This window comes from Lentzea sp. NPDC051208 (assembly GCF_040682435.1).
GTDB lineage: Bacteria > Actinomycetota > Actinomycetes > Mycobacteriales > Pseudonocardiaceae > Lentzea > Lentzea kristufekii.
This window is the reverse complement of record NZ_JBFBAW010000015.1, coordinates 196,612-214,382: the sequence shown is the minus strand read 5'-3', so window position 1 is coordinate 214,382 and position 17,771 is coordinate 196,612. Positions and strand designations below refer to the sequence as shown.

Annotated in this window: 22 protein-coding genes and 1 pseudogene; 14 read left to right on the top strand and 9 right to left on the bottom strand. The window is 68.6% G+C overall.

What is annotated here, in order from left to right; genetic code table 11:
- Together AB0M48_RS32625 and AB0M48_RS32620 are read left to right on the top strand one after the other, a co-directional pair.
- Window positions 1-297, top strand: a complete 297-nt coding sequence (locus tag AB0M48_RS32625) for a hypothetical protein (protein WP_363849288.1) — start codon at window positions 1-3, stop codon at window positions 295-297.
- A 237-nt stretch (window positions 298-534) separates the two neighbouring features.
- The gene (locus tag AB0M48_RS32620; RefSeq protein WP_363849286.1) at window positions 535-1,467 is read left to right on the top strand and encodes a glycoside hydrolase family 6 protein; all 933 of its coding nucleotides are present in this window, start codon (window positions 535-537) and stop codon (window positions 1,465-1,467) included.
- On the opposite strand, the gene AB0M48_RS32615 is transcribed toward AB0M48_RS32620, so the two are convergent.
- The 3 genes from AB0M48_RS32615 to AB0M48_RS32605 all read right to left on the bottom strand — a co-directional run bounded on the left by AB0M48_RS32615 (window position 1,461) and on the right by AB0M48_RS32605 (window position 3,993).
- A complete protein-coding gene (locus AB0M48_RS32615) occupies window positions 1,461-2,270 on the bottom strand; it encodes a helix-turn-helix transcriptional regulator (RefSeq protein ID WP_363849285.1) in 810 nt (269 codons plus the stop codon). The two genes, AB0M48_RS32620 and AB0M48_RS32615, sit on opposite strands and share 7 nt — an antisense overlap.
- A 62-nt stretch (window positions 2,271-2,332) precedes the next feature.
- Entirely contained in the window at window positions 2,333-2,734 is a 402-nt protein-coding gene (locus AB0M48_RS32610) for an SsgA family sporulation/cell division regulator (RefSeq protein ID WP_319985033.1), read from the bottom strand.
- Between the two features lie 317 nt (window positions 2,735-3,051).
- Entirely contained in the window at window positions 3,052-3,993 is a 942-nt protein-coding gene (locus tag AB0M48_RS32605; RefSeq protein ID WP_363849283.1) for a pirin family protein, read from the bottom strand.
- A 100-nt stretch (window positions 3,994-4,093) separates the two neighbouring features.
- On the opposite strand from AB0M48_RS32605, the gene AB0M48_RS32600 reads away from it, so the two are divergent.
- Window positions 4,094-4,345, top strand: a complete 252-nt coding sequence (locus AB0M48_RS32600; protein ID WP_363849282.1) for a hypothetical protein — start codon at window positions 4,094-4,096, stop codon at window positions 4,343-4,345.
- Between the two features lie 107 nt (window positions 4,346-4,452).
- Here the strand turns inward: AB0M48_RS32600 and AB0M48_RS32595 are convergent, their stop codons facing one another.
- The 3 genes and pseudogenes from AB0M48_RS32595 to AB0M48_RS32585 form a co-directional block, all read right to left on the bottom strand.
- Entirely contained in the window at window positions 4,453-4,647 is a 195-nt protein-coding gene (locus tag AB0M48_RS32595; RefSeq protein WP_363849280.1) for a hypothetical protein, read from the bottom strand.
- 20 nt (window positions 4,648-4,667) lie between these two features.
- Window positions 4,668-4,880, bottom strand: a pseudogene (locus AB0M48_RS32590) (Scr1 family TA system antitoxin-like transcriptional regulator); the annotation flags it as partial.
- Between the two features lie 526 nt (window positions 4,881-5,406).
- Window positions 5,407-5,565, bottom strand: a complete 159-nt coding sequence (locus tag AB0M48_RS32585) for a hypothetical protein (protein WP_363849279.1) — start codon at window positions 5,563-5,565, stop codon at window positions 5,407-5,409.
- A 263-nt stretch (window positions 5,566-5,828) separates the two neighbouring features.
- On the opposite strand from AB0M48_RS32585, the gene AB0M48_RS32580 reads away from it, so the two are divergent.
- Window positions 5,829-6,842, top strand: a complete 1,014-nt coding sequence (locus AB0M48_RS32580; protein ID WP_363849277.1) for a hypothetical protein — start codon at window positions 5,829-5,831, stop codon at window positions 6,840-6,842.
- Between the two features lie 365 nt (window positions 6,843-7,207).
- Here the strand turns inward: AB0M48_RS32580 and AB0M48_RS32575 are convergent, their stop codons facing one another.
- A complete protein-coding gene (locus AB0M48_RS32575) occupies window positions 7,208-7,414 on the bottom strand; it encodes a hypothetical protein (protein WP_363849275.1) in 207 nt (68 codons plus the stop codon).
- Between the two features lie 20 nt (window positions 7,415-7,434).
- Here AB0M48_RS32575 and AB0M48_RS32570 point away from each other — a divergent pair, with 20 nt between their 5' ends.
- The 3 genes from AB0M48_RS32570 (at window position 7,435) to AB0M48_RS32560 (ending at window position 10,288) form a co-directional block, all read left to right on the top strand.
- On the top strand, window positions 7,435-7,824 hold the full coding sequence (locus tag AB0M48_RS32570; RefSeq protein ID WP_363849273.1) for a cytochrome P450: 390 nt from the start codon (window positions 7,435-7,437) through the stop codon (window positions 7,822-7,824).
- 484 nt (window positions 7,825-8,308) lie between these two features.
- Window positions 8,309-9,784, top strand: a complete 1,476-nt coding sequence (locus tag AB0M48_RS32565; protein ID WP_363849271.1) for an aldehyde dehydrogenase family protein — start codon at window positions 8,309-8,311, stop codon at window positions 9,782-9,784.
- A 237-nt stretch (window positions 9,785-10,021) separates the two neighbouring features.
- Complete coding sequence (locus tag AB0M48_RS32560; RefSeq protein WP_363849269.1) at window positions 10,022-10,288, top strand: hypothetical protein; 267 nt, start codon at window positions 10,022-10,024, stop codon at window positions 10,286-10,288.
- Window positions 10,289-10,414: 126 nt separating this feature from the next.
- On the opposite strand, the gene AB0M48_RS32555 is transcribed toward AB0M48_RS32560, so the two are convergent.
- Window positions 10,415-11,548, bottom strand: a complete 1,134-nt coding sequence (locus tag AB0M48_RS32555; protein ID WP_363849334.1) for a glycosyltransferase — start codon at window positions 11,546-11,548, stop codon at window positions 10,415-10,417.
- Here AB0M48_RS32555 and AB0M48_RS32550 point away from each other — a divergent pair.
- The 5 genes from AB0M48_RS32550 to AB0M48_RS32530 all read left to right on the top strand — a co-directional run bounded on the left by AB0M48_RS32550 (window position 11,496) and on the right by AB0M48_RS32530 (window position 16,411).
- A complete protein-coding gene (locus AB0M48_RS32550) occupies window positions 11,496-11,618 on the top strand; it encodes a hypothetical protein (protein WP_363849342.1) in 123 nt (40 codons plus the stop codon). The two genes, AB0M48_RS32555 and AB0M48_RS32550, sit on opposite strands and share 53 nt — an antisense overlap.
- Window positions 11,619-13,008: 1,390 nt before the next feature.
- Complete coding sequence (locus AB0M48_RS32545) at window positions 13,009-14,232, top strand: 2-isopropylmalate synthase (RefSeq protein ID WP_363849267.1); 1,224 nt, start codon at window positions 13,009-13,011, stop codon at window positions 14,230-14,232.
- Window positions 14,229-14,873 (top strand): hypothetical protein, encoded by a 645-nt coding sequence (locus tag AB0M48_RS32540; protein WP_363849265.1) that lies wholly within the window; start codon window positions 14,229-14,231, stop codon window positions 14,871-14,873. Before AB0M48_RS32545 ends, AB0M48_RS32540 begins: the two co-directional genes overlap by 4 nt.
- A 142-nt stretch (window positions 14,874-15,015) precedes the next feature.
- A complete protein-coding gene (locus AB0M48_RS32535; RefSeq protein WP_363849263.1) occupies window positions 15,016-15,462 on the top strand; it encodes a polyketide synthase in 447 nt (148 codons plus the stop codon).
- Window positions 15,463-15,640: 178 nt separating this feature from the next.
- Complete coding sequence (locus AB0M48_RS32530; RefSeq protein WP_363849261.1) at window positions 15,641-16,411, top strand: alpha/beta fold hydrolase; 771 nt, start codon at window positions 15,641-15,643, stop codon at window positions 16,409-16,411.
- Between the two features lie 185 nt (window positions 16,412-16,596).
- On the opposite strand, the gene AB0M48_RS32525 is transcribed toward AB0M48_RS32530, so the two are convergent.
- A complete protein-coding gene (locus tag AB0M48_RS32525) occupies window positions 16,597-16,797 on the bottom strand; it encodes a hypothetical protein (RefSeq protein ID WP_363849259.1) in 201 nt (66 codons plus the stop codon).
- 172 nt (window positions 16,798-16,969) lie between these two features.
- Here AB0M48_RS32525 and AB0M48_RS32520 point away from each other — a divergent pair, with 172 nt between their 5' ends.
- Together AB0M48_RS32520 and AB0M48_RS32515 are read left to right on the top strand one after the other, a co-directional pair.
- Entirely contained in the window at window positions 16,970-17,416 is a 447-nt protein-coding gene (locus AB0M48_RS32520; RefSeq protein ID WP_363849258.1) for a molybdopterin cofactor-binding domain-containing protein, read from the top strand.
- On the top strand, window positions 17,362-17,664 hold the full coding sequence (locus tag AB0M48_RS32515) for a molybdopterin cofactor-binding domain-containing protein (protein WP_363849332.1): 303 nt from the start codon (window positions 17,362-17,364) through the stop codon (window positions 17,662-17,664). Before AB0M48_RS32520 ends, AB0M48_RS32515 begins: the two co-directional genes overlap by 55 nt.
- Window positions 17,665-17,771: the final 107 nt, after the last annotated feature.

Here is a 17,771-nt window from a genome sequence, read left to right as displayed (position 1 = left end):
ATGGACAGCGCGGAGCTGATCGAGAGGTTGCGGCGGGAGGGCGGCTTCCGGCTGCTCCCGCTGCTGGGGAACACCGGGCAGGTCGCAGGGGTGCACCTGGCCCGGTTCCTCCCCGGCGGGCACCTCGACGTGATCCAGGCCTGGGACGGGAGGTGGGCCGTGTGGGCCCGCCTGCCCGACTCGGTGGACCCGGCCGCGCCGTTCGCCGGGCCGGGTGGGGGAGTGGTGCGGAGCGGGCCGCTGGCTCGGGTGGCCGCGCCGTTGCTGCCGTTGCAGGCCGGGTTGCTGGCGCCGTGACTGCTGGCCGCTGTCTGCGGTAGCGGGCCGGGTTGCTGGCCTGTGACTGTTGGCTGGTGTCTGCCGTGGCGGAGGACCGATGTCTGCCGTTGCAGGCCAGGCGCCTCACCCTCTCGCCGCGCCGCTGCTGCCGGTGCGGGCCGGATTGCTCGCGCCGTGACGGCCGCCGCACGCAGCTGCCTGCCGTTTCAACCTCGACTTACCGCCCCTTAGGCGGCCTGCGCGAGGCTCGAAGCCATGATCAGAGCACTCGCGCTGGCCCTGCTGGCCGTCGTCGTCACGGCCCCGGCCGCGCACGCCGCCAGCCCCGTCAGCCTGACCGACGGCTTCTACGTCGACCCCGACTCCAACCCCGCCGTGTGGGTGCGCGACCACGCGGGCGACGGGCGCCAGGCCGCGATCAAGGCGAACATCTCGACCAAGCCGATCGCCCGCTGGTTCGGCGCCTGGAGCGGTGACATCAAGACCGCTGTCAGCGGTTACGTGAACAAGACCGGCACCAAGCTGCCCGTGCTGGTCGCCTACAACATCCCCGGCCGCGACGCGTGCGGTGGCCACTCCGGCGGCGGCGCGGGGACGCCTGAGGCTTACCGGGCCTGGATCTCCTCCTTCGCTTCGGCGATCGGCACGCGGCCGGCCGTCGTGGTGATCGAGCCGGACTCGCTGGCCGACTTCGGGTGCATGGACAGCGGCAAGGTCGCCGAGCGGACGGCGATGATCAAGTACGCCACCGAGCAGTTCAAGGCCAAGGCGCCCAACACGTGGGCCTACCTCGACGCCGGCAACGCGCAGTGGGTGCCGGCCGCGACCATGGCCGGCCGCCTGGACTCGGCCGGTGTGCGCAACGTCCGCGGGTTCTCGATCAACGTGTCGAACTACCACACCACCGCGGCCTCGACGGCGTACGGGAACTCGATCAGCGGTTCGCTGCCCGGGTACACCAAGCCGTACGTGATCGACACCAGCCGCAACGGCAACGGCCACAACGGTGAGTGGTGCAACCCCGGTGGGCGCAAGCTCGGCACGCCCGCGCGCACCGGTGGCGGTGCGGAGATGTTGTTGTGGGTCAAGGTCCCCGGCGACTCGGACGGGCGGTGCGGCAAGGCACCGGGCGTCGACGCCGGCAAGTTCGACCCGCAGCTCGCGTTCGACCTCGTGTACGGCTACTGAGCCAGCGCGCGCAGAGGTGTGGGCCCGCGGTACTCCGCGAGCTTGCGCCGCGTCTGGTTCTCGTCCAGGGCGATCTCGTCGAGCAGGTCGAAGAGCCTGCGGCCGCGCTCGACGGCGGCCTCGCCCTGGGCGAAGACCTTGGCCAGGCCGGATTCCGCGTAGACGAGCGGTGGCGCCTTCTCGAACTCGAACAGCGTGCACGTCGACTGGAACGCCGCTGTGGCCGCCTCTTCCGGCACGACGCGGATGATGGCGGAGTTCGCCAGCAGCCACACGTACTGCTCCTCCATGACCTGCCTGGTGCCGAGCCGCATCCGCAGCGCCAGCTCGTGCAGGTAGAAGACGCACTTGGGGCCGTTGGGGCGGCGCATGACCGCCTGCCTGTCCAGGTCCTCAGCCGCCTGCCCGGTGGCGGCCTGCAGGGCGCGCGCGTAGTTCGGCGTCTGCAGGAGGCTGTTCACGGTCAGGACGTCGTAGGCCGTGATGCCGGTGGCCATCGCCTCCGTCATCGCGAGGGTGCGGGTGTTGTCCGGCATCTGCGCGAGGTACTGGTCGAAGGCGTTGTGGTAGCGGCGGAGGAAGTCCTCGAAGTAGTCGATGTCCTTGCCGCAGACCGTGAGGTACTGCGCGAGGTCGATGTCGCTGCCCCGGATCTTGCCGTGCTCGAGGTTGGAGACCTTGCTCGGATCCCAGCCGAGCTGCAGCGCCATCGCGCGGCCCCTCAGGCCGGTGAACCTCTGCCGGAGCCGGCGCAGTTCGTCGCCCAGATCCCTGCTGTACGCGGTGGAAGTCGTCACTGTCACGACTTCGAACGTATGGGTTGGAACTACTCCATGATACGGGCTCGTTCGGGTGAAAACGCGTGCTAGTCGATCAGCTTGCGCAGTTCCGCGTCGAAGTCGACGTAGTCGTTCTCGCAGCCCGGGGCGACCACGTCGTAGGTGGAGTTGAGGAACTCCTGCAGCTCGGACGACCGCACGTGGAACACGGCGTGCGACACGTCGGACCGCAGTTCGAGCACGGCGGTCGTGGAGTTGTGGGGCCGCAGCCGCACGTCACCCGCGCCGCTGGTGGTGATCAACCCGTCGGCCAGCAGGTCCCGGCTCACGAGCCACACGGTCTCCTGGCGTCCCATGCGGAACGTCATGGTCACGGCGTGCGGGTCGTCGGCGCGGTAGCCGAGCTCGACGTCGACGGGCAGAGGGCGCCCGGACGGAGCGATGAAGGCGAATGTCGAGTCGGCGCCCACTCGTGTCACGTTCCTCATGCCCCCTTAGACGTCCGGCAGCCTCCGTGGATGCCTCGATCAGGAAAATCGATCGGAACGCGATTTTCAATGGTCCTCAAGTATGACTTTTCACATGCAGCAGCGACCGCGGGTTGAGACGAGACCGCGTACATGTGCTGACCAGGCCTTCAGTGTTGTTCGGCCTGGTCGGGTTCGGTCATCTGTGGACGGGATCACGACTTGAGACGGGCGGCTCGCGACCCGGATGTTGGGACGGCGTGAGCTCGGGAACCTTAATTCCAGTTAAAGCCGGAAGTGCTTTCCGTAGCTAATTCGGCACGCAAAGTGATGTCCGGTCAGGCCGGGTTGCCGCGCGGCCGGAGCCGTCCGCCGGGCAGCGGCGGCGCCGGCAGGCGGGCACCGGGGTAGCCCTCGACCCGGCCGAACCGGTCGGTCTCCGCCTGCCACTCCTCCCGGAACGCGGCGATCTCGTCGTGCGTGCGCCCGACGAAGTTCCACCACATGACGATCTCCTCGCCGAACGGCACGCCACCCAGCAGCACCACCCGTGCGCCGTCCGCCGAAGAGAGCGCCAGCGTCGAACGTCCGGTGCCGACGTAGCCGAGGTCGCCGGGCTGGAGCGCGGTCTCGCCCAGCGTCACGTCGCCGGTGTCGAGCAGGACGCCGTGCTCGAACGACGGCGCCACGTCCAAGGTCAGTGACGCTCCCGCGGGCAGCACGATCTCAGCGCCGAGCAACGGCGTGAAGGTCCGCACCGGTGACGTCGAATCCGCCAGCGAGCCGAGGAACACGCGCACCGAGGCGCCGTCCACCTCCACCGTCGGCGGGGCGTAGTGCTGGAAGTCGCGTGGCGCGTCGCGGTGGGCGTCGGGCAGGGCGAGCCAGAGCTGGACGCCGTGCAGGACCGAGGACGAGGCGGTGGACTGCTCGGAGTGGCAGATGCCGCGGCCGCCGGTCATGAGGTTGAGCTCGCCGGGGCGGACGAGCGCGTGCACGCCGAGGCTGTCGCGGTGCTCGATCTCGCCGGTGAACAGCCAGCTCACGGTCTGCAGGCCCGTGTGCGGGTGCGGGGCCACATCCATGGTGACGTCGTCCGGGCCGTAGTGGTCGCAGAAGCACCACGCGCCGATGAACGACCGTTGCTTCTGAGGCAGGGTTCGGCGCACCGACATCGCTCGCGGGCCGCCCAAGGGGACGTCGCGCGGGGACAGGACTTCCACGCCGCCGGGGATGGAGGTGCACGTCACTTCTGCGGGCTCGGCCTCGACATTGCTCACGCCCGGGATCGTATGCGGTTCAGCTGAATCACAGCTCGCTCGGACGGGGCGTTCAGGCTCGGTGCCGAGCATGGGACGGGCGAGAACGAAGGAGGAGCGCATGAGCCCGTCCGCAAGCCGAGGACGTCCGCTCGGCTCCGGGCTCCGGGCTGCGTGGCGAACCGCCGGACTGCTGTGGGCCGGCCTGGCCCTCGTCGCGTACTGGTGGGTCGCGGGCGGCGGGATCACCGACCTCGGTGAGTGGGAGTCCGGGAGGTCCTGCTGGGACTGTGCGGCGACGCTGCTGTGTACGCCTCCCTGGTGCCTGCCGCGGCTGAGCGGGTCCGTGCGGTCTTCCAGGACGTGCTCCTGAGCGATGCAGGGCGCCTCGCTCAGCTCTACGTGGTTTGTCGGCTACTGCGGCGCATGGACAAGGGTGATCCTCCTGACCTTGCCGAGCCGCTGCTGGAGCTCGGGAAGTCACTGTTGTGAAAAGGACACGACAGCCCCGGCGATCAGACCTGGCGACGCGCCTTCGTCGAGTGCCAACGCCCGCGACACGGAGAACCGATCCGCCATCTTCTCGACCTGAGCGTGCGTTTCGACGTACTCGGCGCGCAGGAACGTTTCCGTGTGCAGACGTCGTTGTGCCGACGGTGCGAACTGCTCGTCCAAGTGAACGAGCAGTTCGTGGTGGGACAGGCCGTGGCCGAGTGCGGCGGCACCCGGAGGCTCACCTTCGGCAGTTCGCTCACCTCCATGAGGTGGAGCAGTAGTGCCCTCAGCACGGGCCTACTGCCCACGCCCTGTTGTAGCACCGCCTCCGGGAACACCGCCTCGACGGCGATGGGCTTGGATCGGGTTGTCCACGCCTCTCTGACGCGCGCGAGCCGCGCGGCTTCGGTCAGGTCGTCCTACTGCGTCGTCGCTGTTGTGTAGTCGGCGAGCGGGAAGATGGCCGGCACAGTGTCTGTGGCGCGACGCGAAGCCGAGCGCCCCGGCGGTCGGAAGAGGCAAGTCCTCGGCGGGGTCGAAGGTGGTCGCTTCCGTCTGCCGGATCGACCTCAGGGCCGCGGTGCGTTGCCTGCGACGAGACGAATCGCCACTCAAGCGCAGGCACCTTGTGGACATGCCCAACGCCATGGTCGGAGTGACCAGGTTTTCCGCAACCTCTGGATGGTGGCGTCCTGACGAAGAGGTTCTCAGTCGAGTCGCGTTGGGACGGTCGCGTTACGTCAGGATTTGGTCCTGTTCCGGCTTGCGGAACGGACGGTTGCAGACGCGATCATCGCTGGGTACACGTAGTCGGTGTGCTTCGAGGACGCGTTCAGAGCAGTCTTTCGTCGGCTCGGGACAAGTCTTCGTTGGCCCCTTGTCACGACGAACGTGGTGCTACGCGTATCCGCGAGCGCCCGGCACAGCACCTCGTCACCTTCACGGCCGAGACTGCGGCGCGAAGTGTGCTGCTGCGGCAGCCGCCAGCTCACCCTCCACCTCCACGACGACACCGTCGTCCGCATCAACGCGGACATCAACGCCGCGCGCGGACGGCAACTGGTCCACCCACTTGAAGCCGACCGACTTCCAGCTCATCTCGGGACAGCCGGCGGCACCGTCCGACACAACCACCGACGCCGCAACCAGTTCCCGCCACGCGTTGCGTGCTGGTCGGGTGAGCGGTTCCCCGATGAGTCGCCACCTGATCTCCCCCGGACAGCGACTCCTGCCGGCAGAACGCGGCACAGGGCTCGTGAGAGGACCCGACCACGATGATCACTCCACACAGGACAGACGCAGTCCGGCCGCTGCAGGCCCCCATTCGTCCGATCCCGTTCAAGTCCGTCGCACCCAGGCCCGTGTCCAGGTGGAGGGAGATCCGTGTCCTCGTCGACGGCCGCGCCAACGGCACCGTGCCCGGATTCTCCCTGGCCGCCGGCGGGCTGGAGCTCCCGGCGAACTTCCGCAGCGACGCGCAGCAGCACCCGGACGGCGACACGGTCCTGCTGTTCACCGCCGGCGGCCCAGTCCTCACCTACCACGGCGAAAACCTGCGCTTCTGGTCCGTCCAGTGGCCAGGGGACCTGTTGACGATCCCACGGGGGACTCCCTACGTCGTTGACGTCCTGTCCGAGCACGTAGGCGCCACCGGCTACGTGGTGCGCTCCACCAGCAGCCTGCTCGTCGGCAACCTGGCCCGACCGGATCTTGACGATCAGGCTGCGGCCAAGGCCGACGCCGCCCGCGAGCACTGGGAGAACTGGACGCCCGCACCCGGCCGCTGCGCCGTGGTCCCATTCGAGTCAGTCGCCCCCGTCGTCACCCCGCAAGGCCATCGCATTCGGCCGCTCGTCGACGGAGAACCTGGCGGCAACACGCCTGGGATGCGTCTCTCCGTCGGCGGACTGGACGTGCCCGGCGCCTTCCTCGCTCACCCCCACCACCACCCCGAGACCCACGTCCTCGTGCTGCCCACCGAATGCCCCGCGGAGGGGGCGCTCACCCTTCACGGGGAGCAGCTCGAACACGACGCCGTGCAGTACTCCGGCGACCTTCTTCCCATCCCGGCCGGGCGCGAGTACGCGCACACCGTGCAGAACCTGAGCCTGACGGAGCCCATCGGCCGCGTTTACGAGTTCCGGTCGCAGCCCTCGGTGCTCTGCGACAACCCCAGGCTCCCCGAACTGCTCCCGATCGCTGAGCAACGGGGGCGTGCGGCGCTCGAGAGTCTCCACGGCGTGGACGCGGTCGCCGAGCACCTGCGTGTCGCGAACCCCACTCAGCCCCGCGCCGACCTCACGAAGCGGTTCCAGCGCACGGACTGGCTGATGGGACGTGGCTCGCCCTGCTCGGGAACCGGGTCGCGGTCATGATCACCGCCCCGATCGCCATCAGAACGCGCCCGCCGGTAAGGACTCCGCGAGCGAACTGGTCCACAACCGACTCGGTGCGGACAGCGGCGCCGACATCGCTCGACGCGCGCCCACCGCCACTCGGCAGCGCTGACCGCCGGACGTGTTGAGTGGATCGCACACCGGCACCAGGTCGAGCCCAGCCAGGTGGTCGTCGCGGCCAGCTCCCGGACGGTGGTGGCCGCTGTGCTGTTGCGGCCGAACCTGGTGTGGCCGGACCGCGGGGTCATCACACCAGGTCTCGGTGATGGGGTCTTCATCGAGGTTGCCCGATGTCTCGGTGTGCCCTGCCGCTACCCAGTCGAAGACGCGGACCGGGTTCGCCGCTACTGCGACGCGGTCGACGAGCTGTTGCAGCCCGCCATCGACCACTTGGCCCAGGTCGACAGCCAGGTGCCGGCTGCACGCACGCTGCACGACGCCGCCACACACTTGAGGCGATGTTCGACGTACGCGCCGCCGGTCGGCTGGAGCGTGGTCTGGAGCTCCTGGACAGCGGCGGAAGCGGCGCGGATCGTCAGCGCAAACCGCAACGGCACCACCTCATTCGCCGGTGCTTCGCGGAAACGATGCGTGTCCACACCACGCACACCGGTCTTGTGCGGATCACCACCTGGTCCACCCGCCTCCGTTCACACGAGGTGCCGACGGGCACGCTGATCGCGTCAACTTCGCGGCCGCGAACCGAAACCATGACGTCTTCGCCGACCCGCACCAGCTCGACGCGGCGCGCAGAGCACGCGGTGCTTCGGGACACCTGGCGTTCGGGCACGGCGCCCGCGAATGCCCCGACCGGTACCTGGCGCGGCTCGAAGCGCTCATCGTGATCCACACGCTCCTCCTTCGGCTTGCCGATCTTCACCGGATCGGTCCTCCCGAGCCGCTGCCACAGGTTCCGCACCTGTTGCCCGCCGGCCCCAACGCCTGGACGTGGAGCACGTGACCGCGCGAACCCGGCCCGAGAACCCCAAGCCCCCGCTGACACCGGAAGGAGGGAATCCTCATGTTCCGCAAGAACGCTCTCGAGGTGGTCGTCGCCACGATGGCTGCCTGACACGCGCCCATCGCGAGCCCGTCCGTCGCCACCGCCGACACGAACGGCGTCCGCCGCGCCGTCACGTGCACGGTGCACGACCAGCCGGCGCCGCTCGTCCACTTGGAACACACGCACACAGGCTGGGTGCTCAGCACCAGCACCGCCGAGGACCCAGCTTCGCCAGGATCTGCGTAATCGGTGCAAGACCATCCTCCCGCTGGCCTGTGCGGCCATTTCCTTCAGCCGCGGCTCGGACCAGCCCGCCTCGGTCCACAGCGCAGACGAGCAACCCGGTGGTGCGGCGCCGGCGCTTCCCCCGGCTGGCGCCGCACCACTCCCGAAGCCCCTGCAAGCCACCACAACACCCGGCACACCGAGACGTGGAGACCTCATGGACAACACTCGCGACAGCAAACAGAACACCAGGCGCCACAAGCAGTTCATCGGCGGTGAATGGCGCACCGGTTCGATGGACGAGGTTCTGGTGGACCGCAACCCGTTCGACGGGTCGACGATCGCGGAGTTCAACTGCGCGAGCATCGCGGACGTCGACGAGGCATACCGGGCCGCCCAGGGCGCCAGGTCCGAGTGGGACAGGGTGAGCCCCCAGGACAAGCGGGCAGTGTTCGAGCGGGCGGTCTCCTACGTCGAGGACCACACGCCGGAGATCGTCGACATCATCATCGACGAGCTCGGCGGCACGCGGCTCAAGGCACACTTCGAGATCGGCCTCGTGCTGGACATGCTCAAGGAGAGCGCCACCTTCCCGCTGCGCATGGACGCACGGATCCTGCCGTCCCCCAACCCCGATCGGGAGAACCGGGTGTACCGGGAGCCGGTCGGCGTCGTCGGGGTCATCAGCCCGTTCAACTTCCCGTTCTTCCTCGGCATGAAGTCCGTCGCGCCCGCGCTCGCGGCGGGTAACGGTGTAGTGCTCAAGCCGCACGAGGACACCCCGATCGTCGGCGGCACGCTGATCGCGGAGGTCTTCGAGGCGGCCCGCCTGCCTGCCGGCCTGCTCAACGTCGTGATCACGGAGATCCCGGTGATCGGTGACGCCTTCGTCGAGCACCCCTTGCCGCGGGTCATCTCGTTCACCGGCTCGGCCGAGGTGGGGCGGCACGTCGCCGAGGTGGCGATCCGCAACTTCAAGAAGCCGATCCTGGAGCTGGGCGGCAACAGCGCGCTCATCGTCCTGGCGGACGCCGACCTCGACGTGGCGGTGAACGCGGCCGTGTTCAGCCGCTTCACCCACCAGGGCCAGGTGTGCATGTCGGCCAACCGGGTCCTTGTACACCGCGAGGTGTTCGAAGAGTTCGCCTCCCGGTACGTCGCGAAGGCCGCGTCCCTGCCGGTCGGCGACCCGCGCGACCCGGACACCGTCCTCGGCCCGCTGATCAACCAGCGGCAGGCCGACCGGCTGGCCGAGCAGGTCGAACAGGGCATCGCCGAGGGCGCCGAGGTGCTGCTGCGTGGCGAGGTGGACGGCACGCTCTTCCACCCCACCGTGCTGACCGGCGTCACGCCCGAGATGTCGGTGATGCAGGAGGAGCTGTTCGGCCCGGTCGCGTGCCTGGTACCGTTCGACACCGAGGACGAGGCGGTGGTGATCGCCAACGATACCCGCTTCGGCCTGTCGGGCGCGGTCCACACCAGCGACCTCGACAAGGGTGTCGAGCTGGCCAGGCGCCTCCACACCGGCATGATCCACGTCAACGACTCGACCATCGCCGACGAGGCGAACGTCCCGTTCGGCGGTGAGAAGCAGTCCGGGCTCGGCCGCATGAACGGCGACTGGAGCCTGGACGCGTTCACGACGCTGAAGTGGGTCTCGGTCAACCGGGGCCGCGCCCAATACCCCTACTGAGGCCTGGCGGCACGGCAGCCTGGCCAACCGTCAGTGGTCAGCGAGCAGCCGGCGCACTCCAGCGGTCTGCGGGTGGCACCCCTTGAACGCTCCTCCCCAGGGGATGCCACTCACAGACCGCGTCCACCCAGCTCGTCGAGCAAGCCACCCGACGCTCATCCACGGGCCGTTGACCACGTACGGGCCACCTCACGGCGCACCGTGGCGGGACAGCGGTTCGGTGTCCGGCAGCGAATCTTGATCACGCTGCAAGCCCTGGCCGATGCGGCAGGGCGGATCACGTGGGATGTCAGCGTAGGTCCTACGATCACGCGAACACCCGAACTGCGCTCACCCGAGGCCGCCGACCGCTGGACCTGGCTGCTGCTCACCGCCTACACCCGGCTCCGCCTCGCCCGCGACCTCACCATCGATCTGCGCCGTCCCTGGGAGAAACCCTTCCGGCCCAACGGCTCAGCCCATCACGCATCCGCAGGGGGTCTCGCGACCTGCGGCCACAACTGACCTGTCACGCAGCGCGCGATGACGTTCACACCGCCACCAGCACAGACGAACAAGAAGTCATACGCGGCAGGAAGACCAGGTCCAGCGACCTCCGACCCCGCCGAACAGGTTGAAACTCGAGCTCGGCTAGTGACCGTTCGAACGGGCGCTTTCGCCTCTCACCAACGACTGGAGGTCAGCGACGAACGTCTCGAGTGGCGGCAGGGCGAGCATGTCACGGTGGATCCGCCGAGCGTTGCTCCGGTATCGCGGGTCCTCCAGAACTTTCCGGCAGGCGGCCAGAACGTCGTCCGCCGTCACTGCTTCTGTGTGCAGTTGCTCGCCGACGCCGGCTTCCGCGCACCTGCGTGCGTTGTACGGCTGTTCTGAGAACATGGGCATACAGACGAGCGGAACGCCACATCGCATCGCTTCACGGACGCTGTTCTGACCGGCGTGTGTGACGAAGAGATCGCAGCACTCCAGCAGAAGCGGCTGGGGAACCGACTCCACCAGGACCACAGTGGACGGCAGAGGGCCGAACGCTTCGTGTTCCACGCCGCGTCCTGTGCTGACCACCGCGACGCAGTCCAGTCGCGCCATGGCCGTGATGACGGATTCGAGCAGCGAGAGGCCGTCCGACGCGAACGCGGCCAGCGTGCCCAAGCTCGCGAACACCCACGGCTTGTCGGTGGGCAACTGTGCCAGAACAGGCGGCATGGCATCGCCCCGCCTTCCGGGGTTCTCGTGCCGGTAGAACTTGGAGCGGGGTACGCCGGCCTCTGCTGGATCGTAAGTCTCGGGCATCAGGCAAGCGTGCAGATGGCTGAAGTTCGCCTCCCCGCTGGGATCGGGCGGCAGGCCGAACGAAGCGCGGAGCGGGGCCATCAGCGGCGCGAGCGTGGCAGGTGGCGAGATCACGTTGATCGCGCCACCGATCGCGACGGAGGCGTGCGGCACGCCCAGCACTTCGGCGGCGAGCACGCCACCGAACTCGAGCGTGCTGCGGACGATGACATCGGGATTCCACTCCGAGTTGATGATGTCGGTGGCCATCGCCTCGGCCGGAGGGCCGATGAAGAAGTCCACTGTCCTCTCCATCGCCGTGAGTTCTGCGAACGTCGTACCGGATTCCTTCAGCGTCCGCGCTACGAGCTCCAGGATGTCGAGACCCGCCGGTAGATGATCGAACCCGTAGGCGGTGATGTCCTCGGCGGAGGTCGCGGCGGTGGCGATCCTGACCGTGTGTCCTGAAGCCTCGGCAGCCCTGGCGATCGGCACCAGAGCCCGGATGTGGGACGGTGAATTCGCGACGGTGAAGAGAATTCGCAAGGTCACGCTCCGATCGTGATGACCGCCTGCTGGGGCGGAGCCCAGTGACTGACGAGGTCACCGATTGCAGTGGTCGCGTCAGCACGGGCGTGAACTGGATCTGTCGGCAGGAGGCAGCGTCGTCGGGGTGGTGAGGTGGCGTTTCTCCCGCTCCGGACCGAAGCCCTGACTACCGCCTGCGACCGATCCGCACACTGGGGGCTCGCAATGGCAAGACGGGGAAGTACCGGCGACCGCTGCGGACCGTGATTCACTTGGGTGGAAATCACATGCTCAGGCCGTCAAGCCCCGGGCGTGAGCAGCTGACGGGTCAGGCAGAGCGCATTGTCACTCGGACTGTCGCTCCGTGGGAATGAAAGAGCATGCTCATCCTACGTTCCAGATACTTTCCGGAGCGCCCTTCTGGACAGTCTGGCGAGTCGGTCATCCTGGGACAAGCCGGTGTTCCGACACTCGGAACGTGTTCCGAGTGTCTGTCGTCGCACTGACGACGGTGCTGCGTCTACGAAAGGTCGCAGGAGCCAATCGGGGAACCGGCGCTACCTGGCCCACCCTGGTACCGCCCGTCGCGATTCCAGCCCTGCTCGGCGAAGCGGTGCTCTGCGCGGTCGACTCGTCTTTGGACACCGCATTCCGGTGACGCGGCTGCCACTTCCTCGCGGCTAGCCGGGTGTTTCGGCAGCCTGGTCGATGCGCCGTGCCGCAACATAGGCGATCGGGGATCGATCCATTCAGCGACGCGACCTGCCGACGCCGTGGACAACCGCAGCGCCTTGCTCGTCGATCTGCGATCCGGGTCACGCTTTCGTAGCTGGAGTGAGGCTGTCCATTGGTCTTCCGGTGAGAGTTTCTCGACGTCACCGCCGCCGGCGGGAGGGCATGTCCTCGCGGTCATCACCGCGGGCGTCGGAGTTTCACCTTTGGTACTGCGGACTTCCGCAGTGGGGCCAACGCAGAACTGGTTAGCATTGTGACGCCACCGTTCGAAGGGTGGCCGCACCTCTGAGGAGTTGCCGCGGCGGACGACTCGCGAGTGGTGTGCTCAGCCGTTCTGCCGGGCGATGCGGCTGGCGTGGTCGAGACTTGCGGCGAGGACGCCGCAAGTCATCCTGTCCTCGCCGTTCTGTCGCGTACCAGGTGAAACGCTGTACTCGTCGATGATGCCGCAGTTCAGTCTCGACGGGTGTTTTGTCGTTGCGGTTTTCCGTGGTGTGCGGGTGGTCGATCCGCTTCAAGATCGAGGCGCCGACACCCAGAGAATTCGCCGCATGGATGTGAAGAGCTCCGCGACGGACATCCACGCAGAATCAGCTCCACCAGGAGACGGACCGGGTTCGCCCAGCGAATGCGGCGACGCAGTGGTGTGGGCATCAGAGTTGACGAGAACAGATTGGCGACGGTGGGTAGTGATGGCTGAGTCGGATGTGGTGCGGGAGTCGGCGTTGGCCGGCAAGGTCGTGCTCTGGGAGGAGTCGGCGCGGGACGGGGCGCAGGGAAAGACTCTGATGAGTACGGAGTTCCGGGTGCGCCTGGCATGTGAGCAGGGTGCGATCTTCGGCGAGGATGGTCCTCGGCACGTGGTGTTCGCCGCCGGTTTCCCCGCGGTGTGCAAGGAGGAGTTCGAGGCCGTGCGCCGGGTCGCGGTGGAGGCTGAGGGCGTGGTGAGTCCTGCCGCGGTGTGCCGGGGCACGGCCGTCGACGTGCGGCAGGCGATCGCTTCCGTGCAGGGCGTGGCGCATGCGCGGGTGATGCTGGTGGTTCCGGCGTCGGAGGCGATGTCGCAGGTCATGATGCACCGGCCCGCTGCGGAGGCCGTGCGTGCCGGTGCCGCGCTGGTGACCGACTCACTGGGTGCCGGGGTCGCGGTGGACGTGTGCCTGGCTGACGCTTCCCGTGCCGATCACGGTCTGCTCGCGGACGCTGCGCGTGAGCTGACCGCTGCGGGAGCGGGTGTGGTGTTCCTGGCGGACACGGTCGGCGACCAGTTGCCTGCCGACGCGGGAGCCATGTTCACGGCTGCGCGGTCCGAAGGTGTCGTGCTCGCCTCGCATGCGCACAACGACCTCGGTCTGGGCCTGGCCAACACGCTGGCGGCACTGCAAAGCGGTGTGCGCGTGGTGTCGTCCTCGTGGTTGGGCGTTGCGGAGCGCTCTGGCCTGGTGGCCACCGAACAGGTGCTGTTCCTGCTGGCGTATCGGGCCGACCGGGCGAAGAGGCTGTTCGGCGGCGACGCTGACCTGTGGTGCACGCCCCCGGACCTGACCCGGCTGCCCGTGCTGGCCCAGGCGGTGGCCGAGGAGATCGGTGTGCCGCTGGGTGTGACCACCCCGGTGGTGGGTACCGGTGTCGGCACGATTTCCACCGGGACCCCGTTCGTGCACCCGGAGCTGTTCCAGCCCTTCGACCCGGAGCAGCTCGGTATCACCCCGAGCATCGTGCTGACCCACCTGGCCAGCGCTCGTGTCGTCACCGCCGTCGCCGCCCGTCTGGGTCACGACCTGGACGTCACCGGGGCGCGCACGGCGATGTCGTGGGTCAAGTCCCGTGCCTACCAGCAGGGCCACGCGGTGGTGGACGACCAGGCGTTCGCCCACTACCTCGACGGAATGCGTGCCGGAGCTGTGCAGCGGTGATCGTCGGCATCGAGGGCGTGCGCGATGCCCTGGGCCGGGGCGAGGCGGTGGTGCTGCCGAACCCGGCTCCGCTGACGCATGTCGTCACCGCCACGACCCCGGCCGCGGTCAACGCCGCCAAGGGCCGTCCGGTCGGCCAGGCTGTCGCGGTGTGGGCGCACGGCCGTGACGTCCTCACCGAGATCATCTCGGCGACGACGCTCGATCCGGCCGCGGCCGAGATGGCCCTCCGGCTGCTCGCCGACGAGCACGTGACCCTCCTCGTGCCGATGTCGGTCAGCGTTCCCGGCTGGCTGACACCTGCCACCAAGGACGGCTGGGCGTTGCTGTTCGGCGCCCGCTGGCCCCCGGTGCGCCCGGTGCTGGACTCGTTCCCGGTCCTCTACGTGAGCAGCGCGAACCGCACCGGCCACCAGCCGGTGGCCTCGACCGCCGACGCCCTCGAGATGTTCCCGCCTGGCACGCCCGTGCTGGACCTCGCGGACAGGGGCAGGGCGGAGCCTGTCCGGCGAGCCACCACCACGTTGCGCCTGCACCCCGACGGCAGCCTCGACCTGCACCGCCGCGGTGCTCAGGACCACCCGCACCGCGACGCCACCGTCTACCTGGGCAACCTCCGCTCCCGTTACGTCGAATCCTGATCTGAGCAATGCAGCAGCGTTCTCATTTCGCGGGTGGCATTTCAGGCGGTGGGTCCTGGTTGTGGCAGGGGTCGATGACCGAACCGCGCCAGGACTTCACCTCCGCACGACTTCACCGCCGATCGAAGGAACTCAGTTGCACATGATCACGCCCGAACACGCTGCTGCCGCTGCGCGGGATGGAATCGCCGTCACCGGACTGTCCTGCCGCCTGCCCCGGGCGGCGAACCCGGACGCCTTCTGGGACCTGCTCGTCACCGGTGCAGGTGCGATCACCGAGACCACGCCCGCGCGGTGGGACGCGAACACCCTGTACGACGCGGACCTGTCGCGGCCCGGCCGAGCGAACTCCCGCTGGGGCGGCTATCTCGACGAGGTCGACCGGTTCGACGCGGCGTTCTTCGGGATCTCTCCGCGTGAAGCGGCGGACATGGACCCGCAGCAGCGGCTCGCGCTGGAGCTGGCGTGGGAGGCGCTGGAGAACGCCGGCGTCGTCCCGGGCGCTTTGCACGAGCACCCGGTCGGTGTGTTCATGGGCGCGTTCGGTTCCGACTACGCCACGCTCGCGCAGAGCCCGGCAGCTACCTGACGCCGGAGGACGACCTCAGCCGTCTGCTCGGCGGCTGATCGGATGCCCGGACCGCGCCACCCGCGCGGTCTGGGCATTCCCGGCGCTCAGGGGCTTGGCACGTCCCTGCCAACTGAGATGGACTTGTCCGAGGGCAACCGCTTCGGCGTCATGGCGAACCGATCGGAAGAGGAAGAACATGGCGAACGTCGCCCAGGGCGACCGCTGGTTGAGGAAGTTCCACGCCGCGCCCGAGGAAGCTCCACACCTGGTGTGCTTCTCGTACGCGGGCGGCTCCGCCGGGTGGTTCAGCAGGCTCAGCGCGGAACTCGCCGGCGAGGTGCGGGTGTCCTCCGTCCAGTACCCGGGCCGCCTGGACCGCCTCCGCGACCGGCCGGTGGACGACCTGCACGTGCTGGCGGACCAGGTGTTCGCCGCTCTGGACACCAGCCGGCCGCTGGCGCTGTTCGGACACAGCATGGGCGCGGTAGTGGCGTTCGAGGTGGCGCGACGGCTGCAGGCAGCGTCCACCCCAGTCCCGCACCTGTTCGTGTCCGGCAGAGCGGCACCACATCTGCAACGCGACGCGGGCGCGCACCTCATGTCCGACGACGACCTGATCACGAAGATCGAGTCGCTGGGCGGCGTCGAACCGGGCGTGCTGCGGAACGCGGAGCTCCGCGCGATGGTGCTACCCGTCGTGCGCAACGACTACCGGGCGATCGAGACCTATCGATGCGCGCCCGCCCCGCCGATCACCGCGCCGATCACCGCTCTCGCCGGCACCGACGACCCGATCGTGTCCGTGCCGAACGTGGGCGGGTGGACGCGGTACACCACCGGGTCCTTCACCCTGGAGGAGTTGCCAGGGGGCCACTTCTTCCCGGCGAGCCAGTGGGGGACGGTCGCGGACCTCGTGCGGCGCGAACTCCGCGGCAGCGTCGGGCTTCGCCGCGCCCGAGACCTCTGACCGACCGATCCGCGGTGGCGGCTGAGGCTGTTCATGGTCACGGCAAGTGCTCGGCCGGCCAGGGACGGCCAGCTCTTCAGCGCGTAGAACCGCATCGACGAGGTCGCCTCGAAACCGATCCGGGGGTAGACCGGCGCTCCGGCGGTTGTGGCGTGCAGCGTCGCACGCGTGATTCCGGTCGCGCGTCACGCCTCGTGCAACGCCTTGCGGGTGACCGCGCGTGAGTTGATGTCCGCGTACACCAGCAGCTGTTCGTCGGTCGTCACCCGCTTGAACGTCAGCTCCGGGTGAGAAGGCTTCGGGATCGGCAGCGGGTCCCGCCATCCCGGTACCGGGAAACGCGTACTCGAACCCGGCGCGGCCGGCCGGCAGATCGAAGTCGGCACCCTCCACCAGGTCCTCGAACACCCACAGGAAACTCGGACTGGAAACCGCTCTCGACGAACTCGGCTGGGCGCTGGACATGGACCCACTGGAACTGCGCAGGCGCAACCACACCGAGTTCTACCGGGAGACCGGCGGCGGTTCGGCAGCAAGCACCTGCTCAAGTGCTACGACATGGCCTCCCAGGCGTTCGGGTGGTCGCAGCGCAAGCGCAAGCCGGCGCGACGAAGGACGGCGACGAGTACGTCCGGTGGGGGATGGCCAGCGAGATGCACACGTTCGGTGCCATGCCGTCCACTGCCCCGGGTCACGGTCGGTCTCGATTGCGAAGTCGTGCTCCGCACAGCCACCCAGGACATCGGCACCGGCACGATCATCAGCCAGATCGTCGCTGACGCCATGGGCGTGCCACTCGACGTCATCCAGGCGCACATCGGCGACACAGCACTGCCCGCCGCCGGTCTGTCGGCCGCGTCGGCCACGATCGCCAGCGTCAGCGGCCCGGTGGACCGAGCGGCCAGAGCCGCACGGGACGCGGTCGTGCGGCTGGCTGTGGCCGACGAACGATCCCCGTTGTCCGGTGTCCCGGCGACGAGGTCGAAACCAGGCACGGTCACCTGATCCACGCCCGGAACCACCAACGCCGGGACAGCTACCGCACTGTGGTGAGCAGGGCCGGTGAGCCGGTTGAGGCGACGGGCAGTGGGCCGAACCTCCCAGGCTTGTCCTACGGCGTCGTGTTCGCGGAAGTCCGCGTCCACTCGCGACTGGGCTCGGTCCGGGTGACGCGGGTGGTCACAGCACACGACATCGGCAAGGGCCGCGACCAGCTACCGCCAGACGTTCGAGAACCCCAGATCGGCGCATGACCTTGACGGCTCCGGCTGTCGGCCCCGTCCGCAAGCGGATCCCAGATGGGGTGATCAACGAGTACCGATATGCAGCTTGAGCTTCAGTGATGACTTTTCGAGCAGTA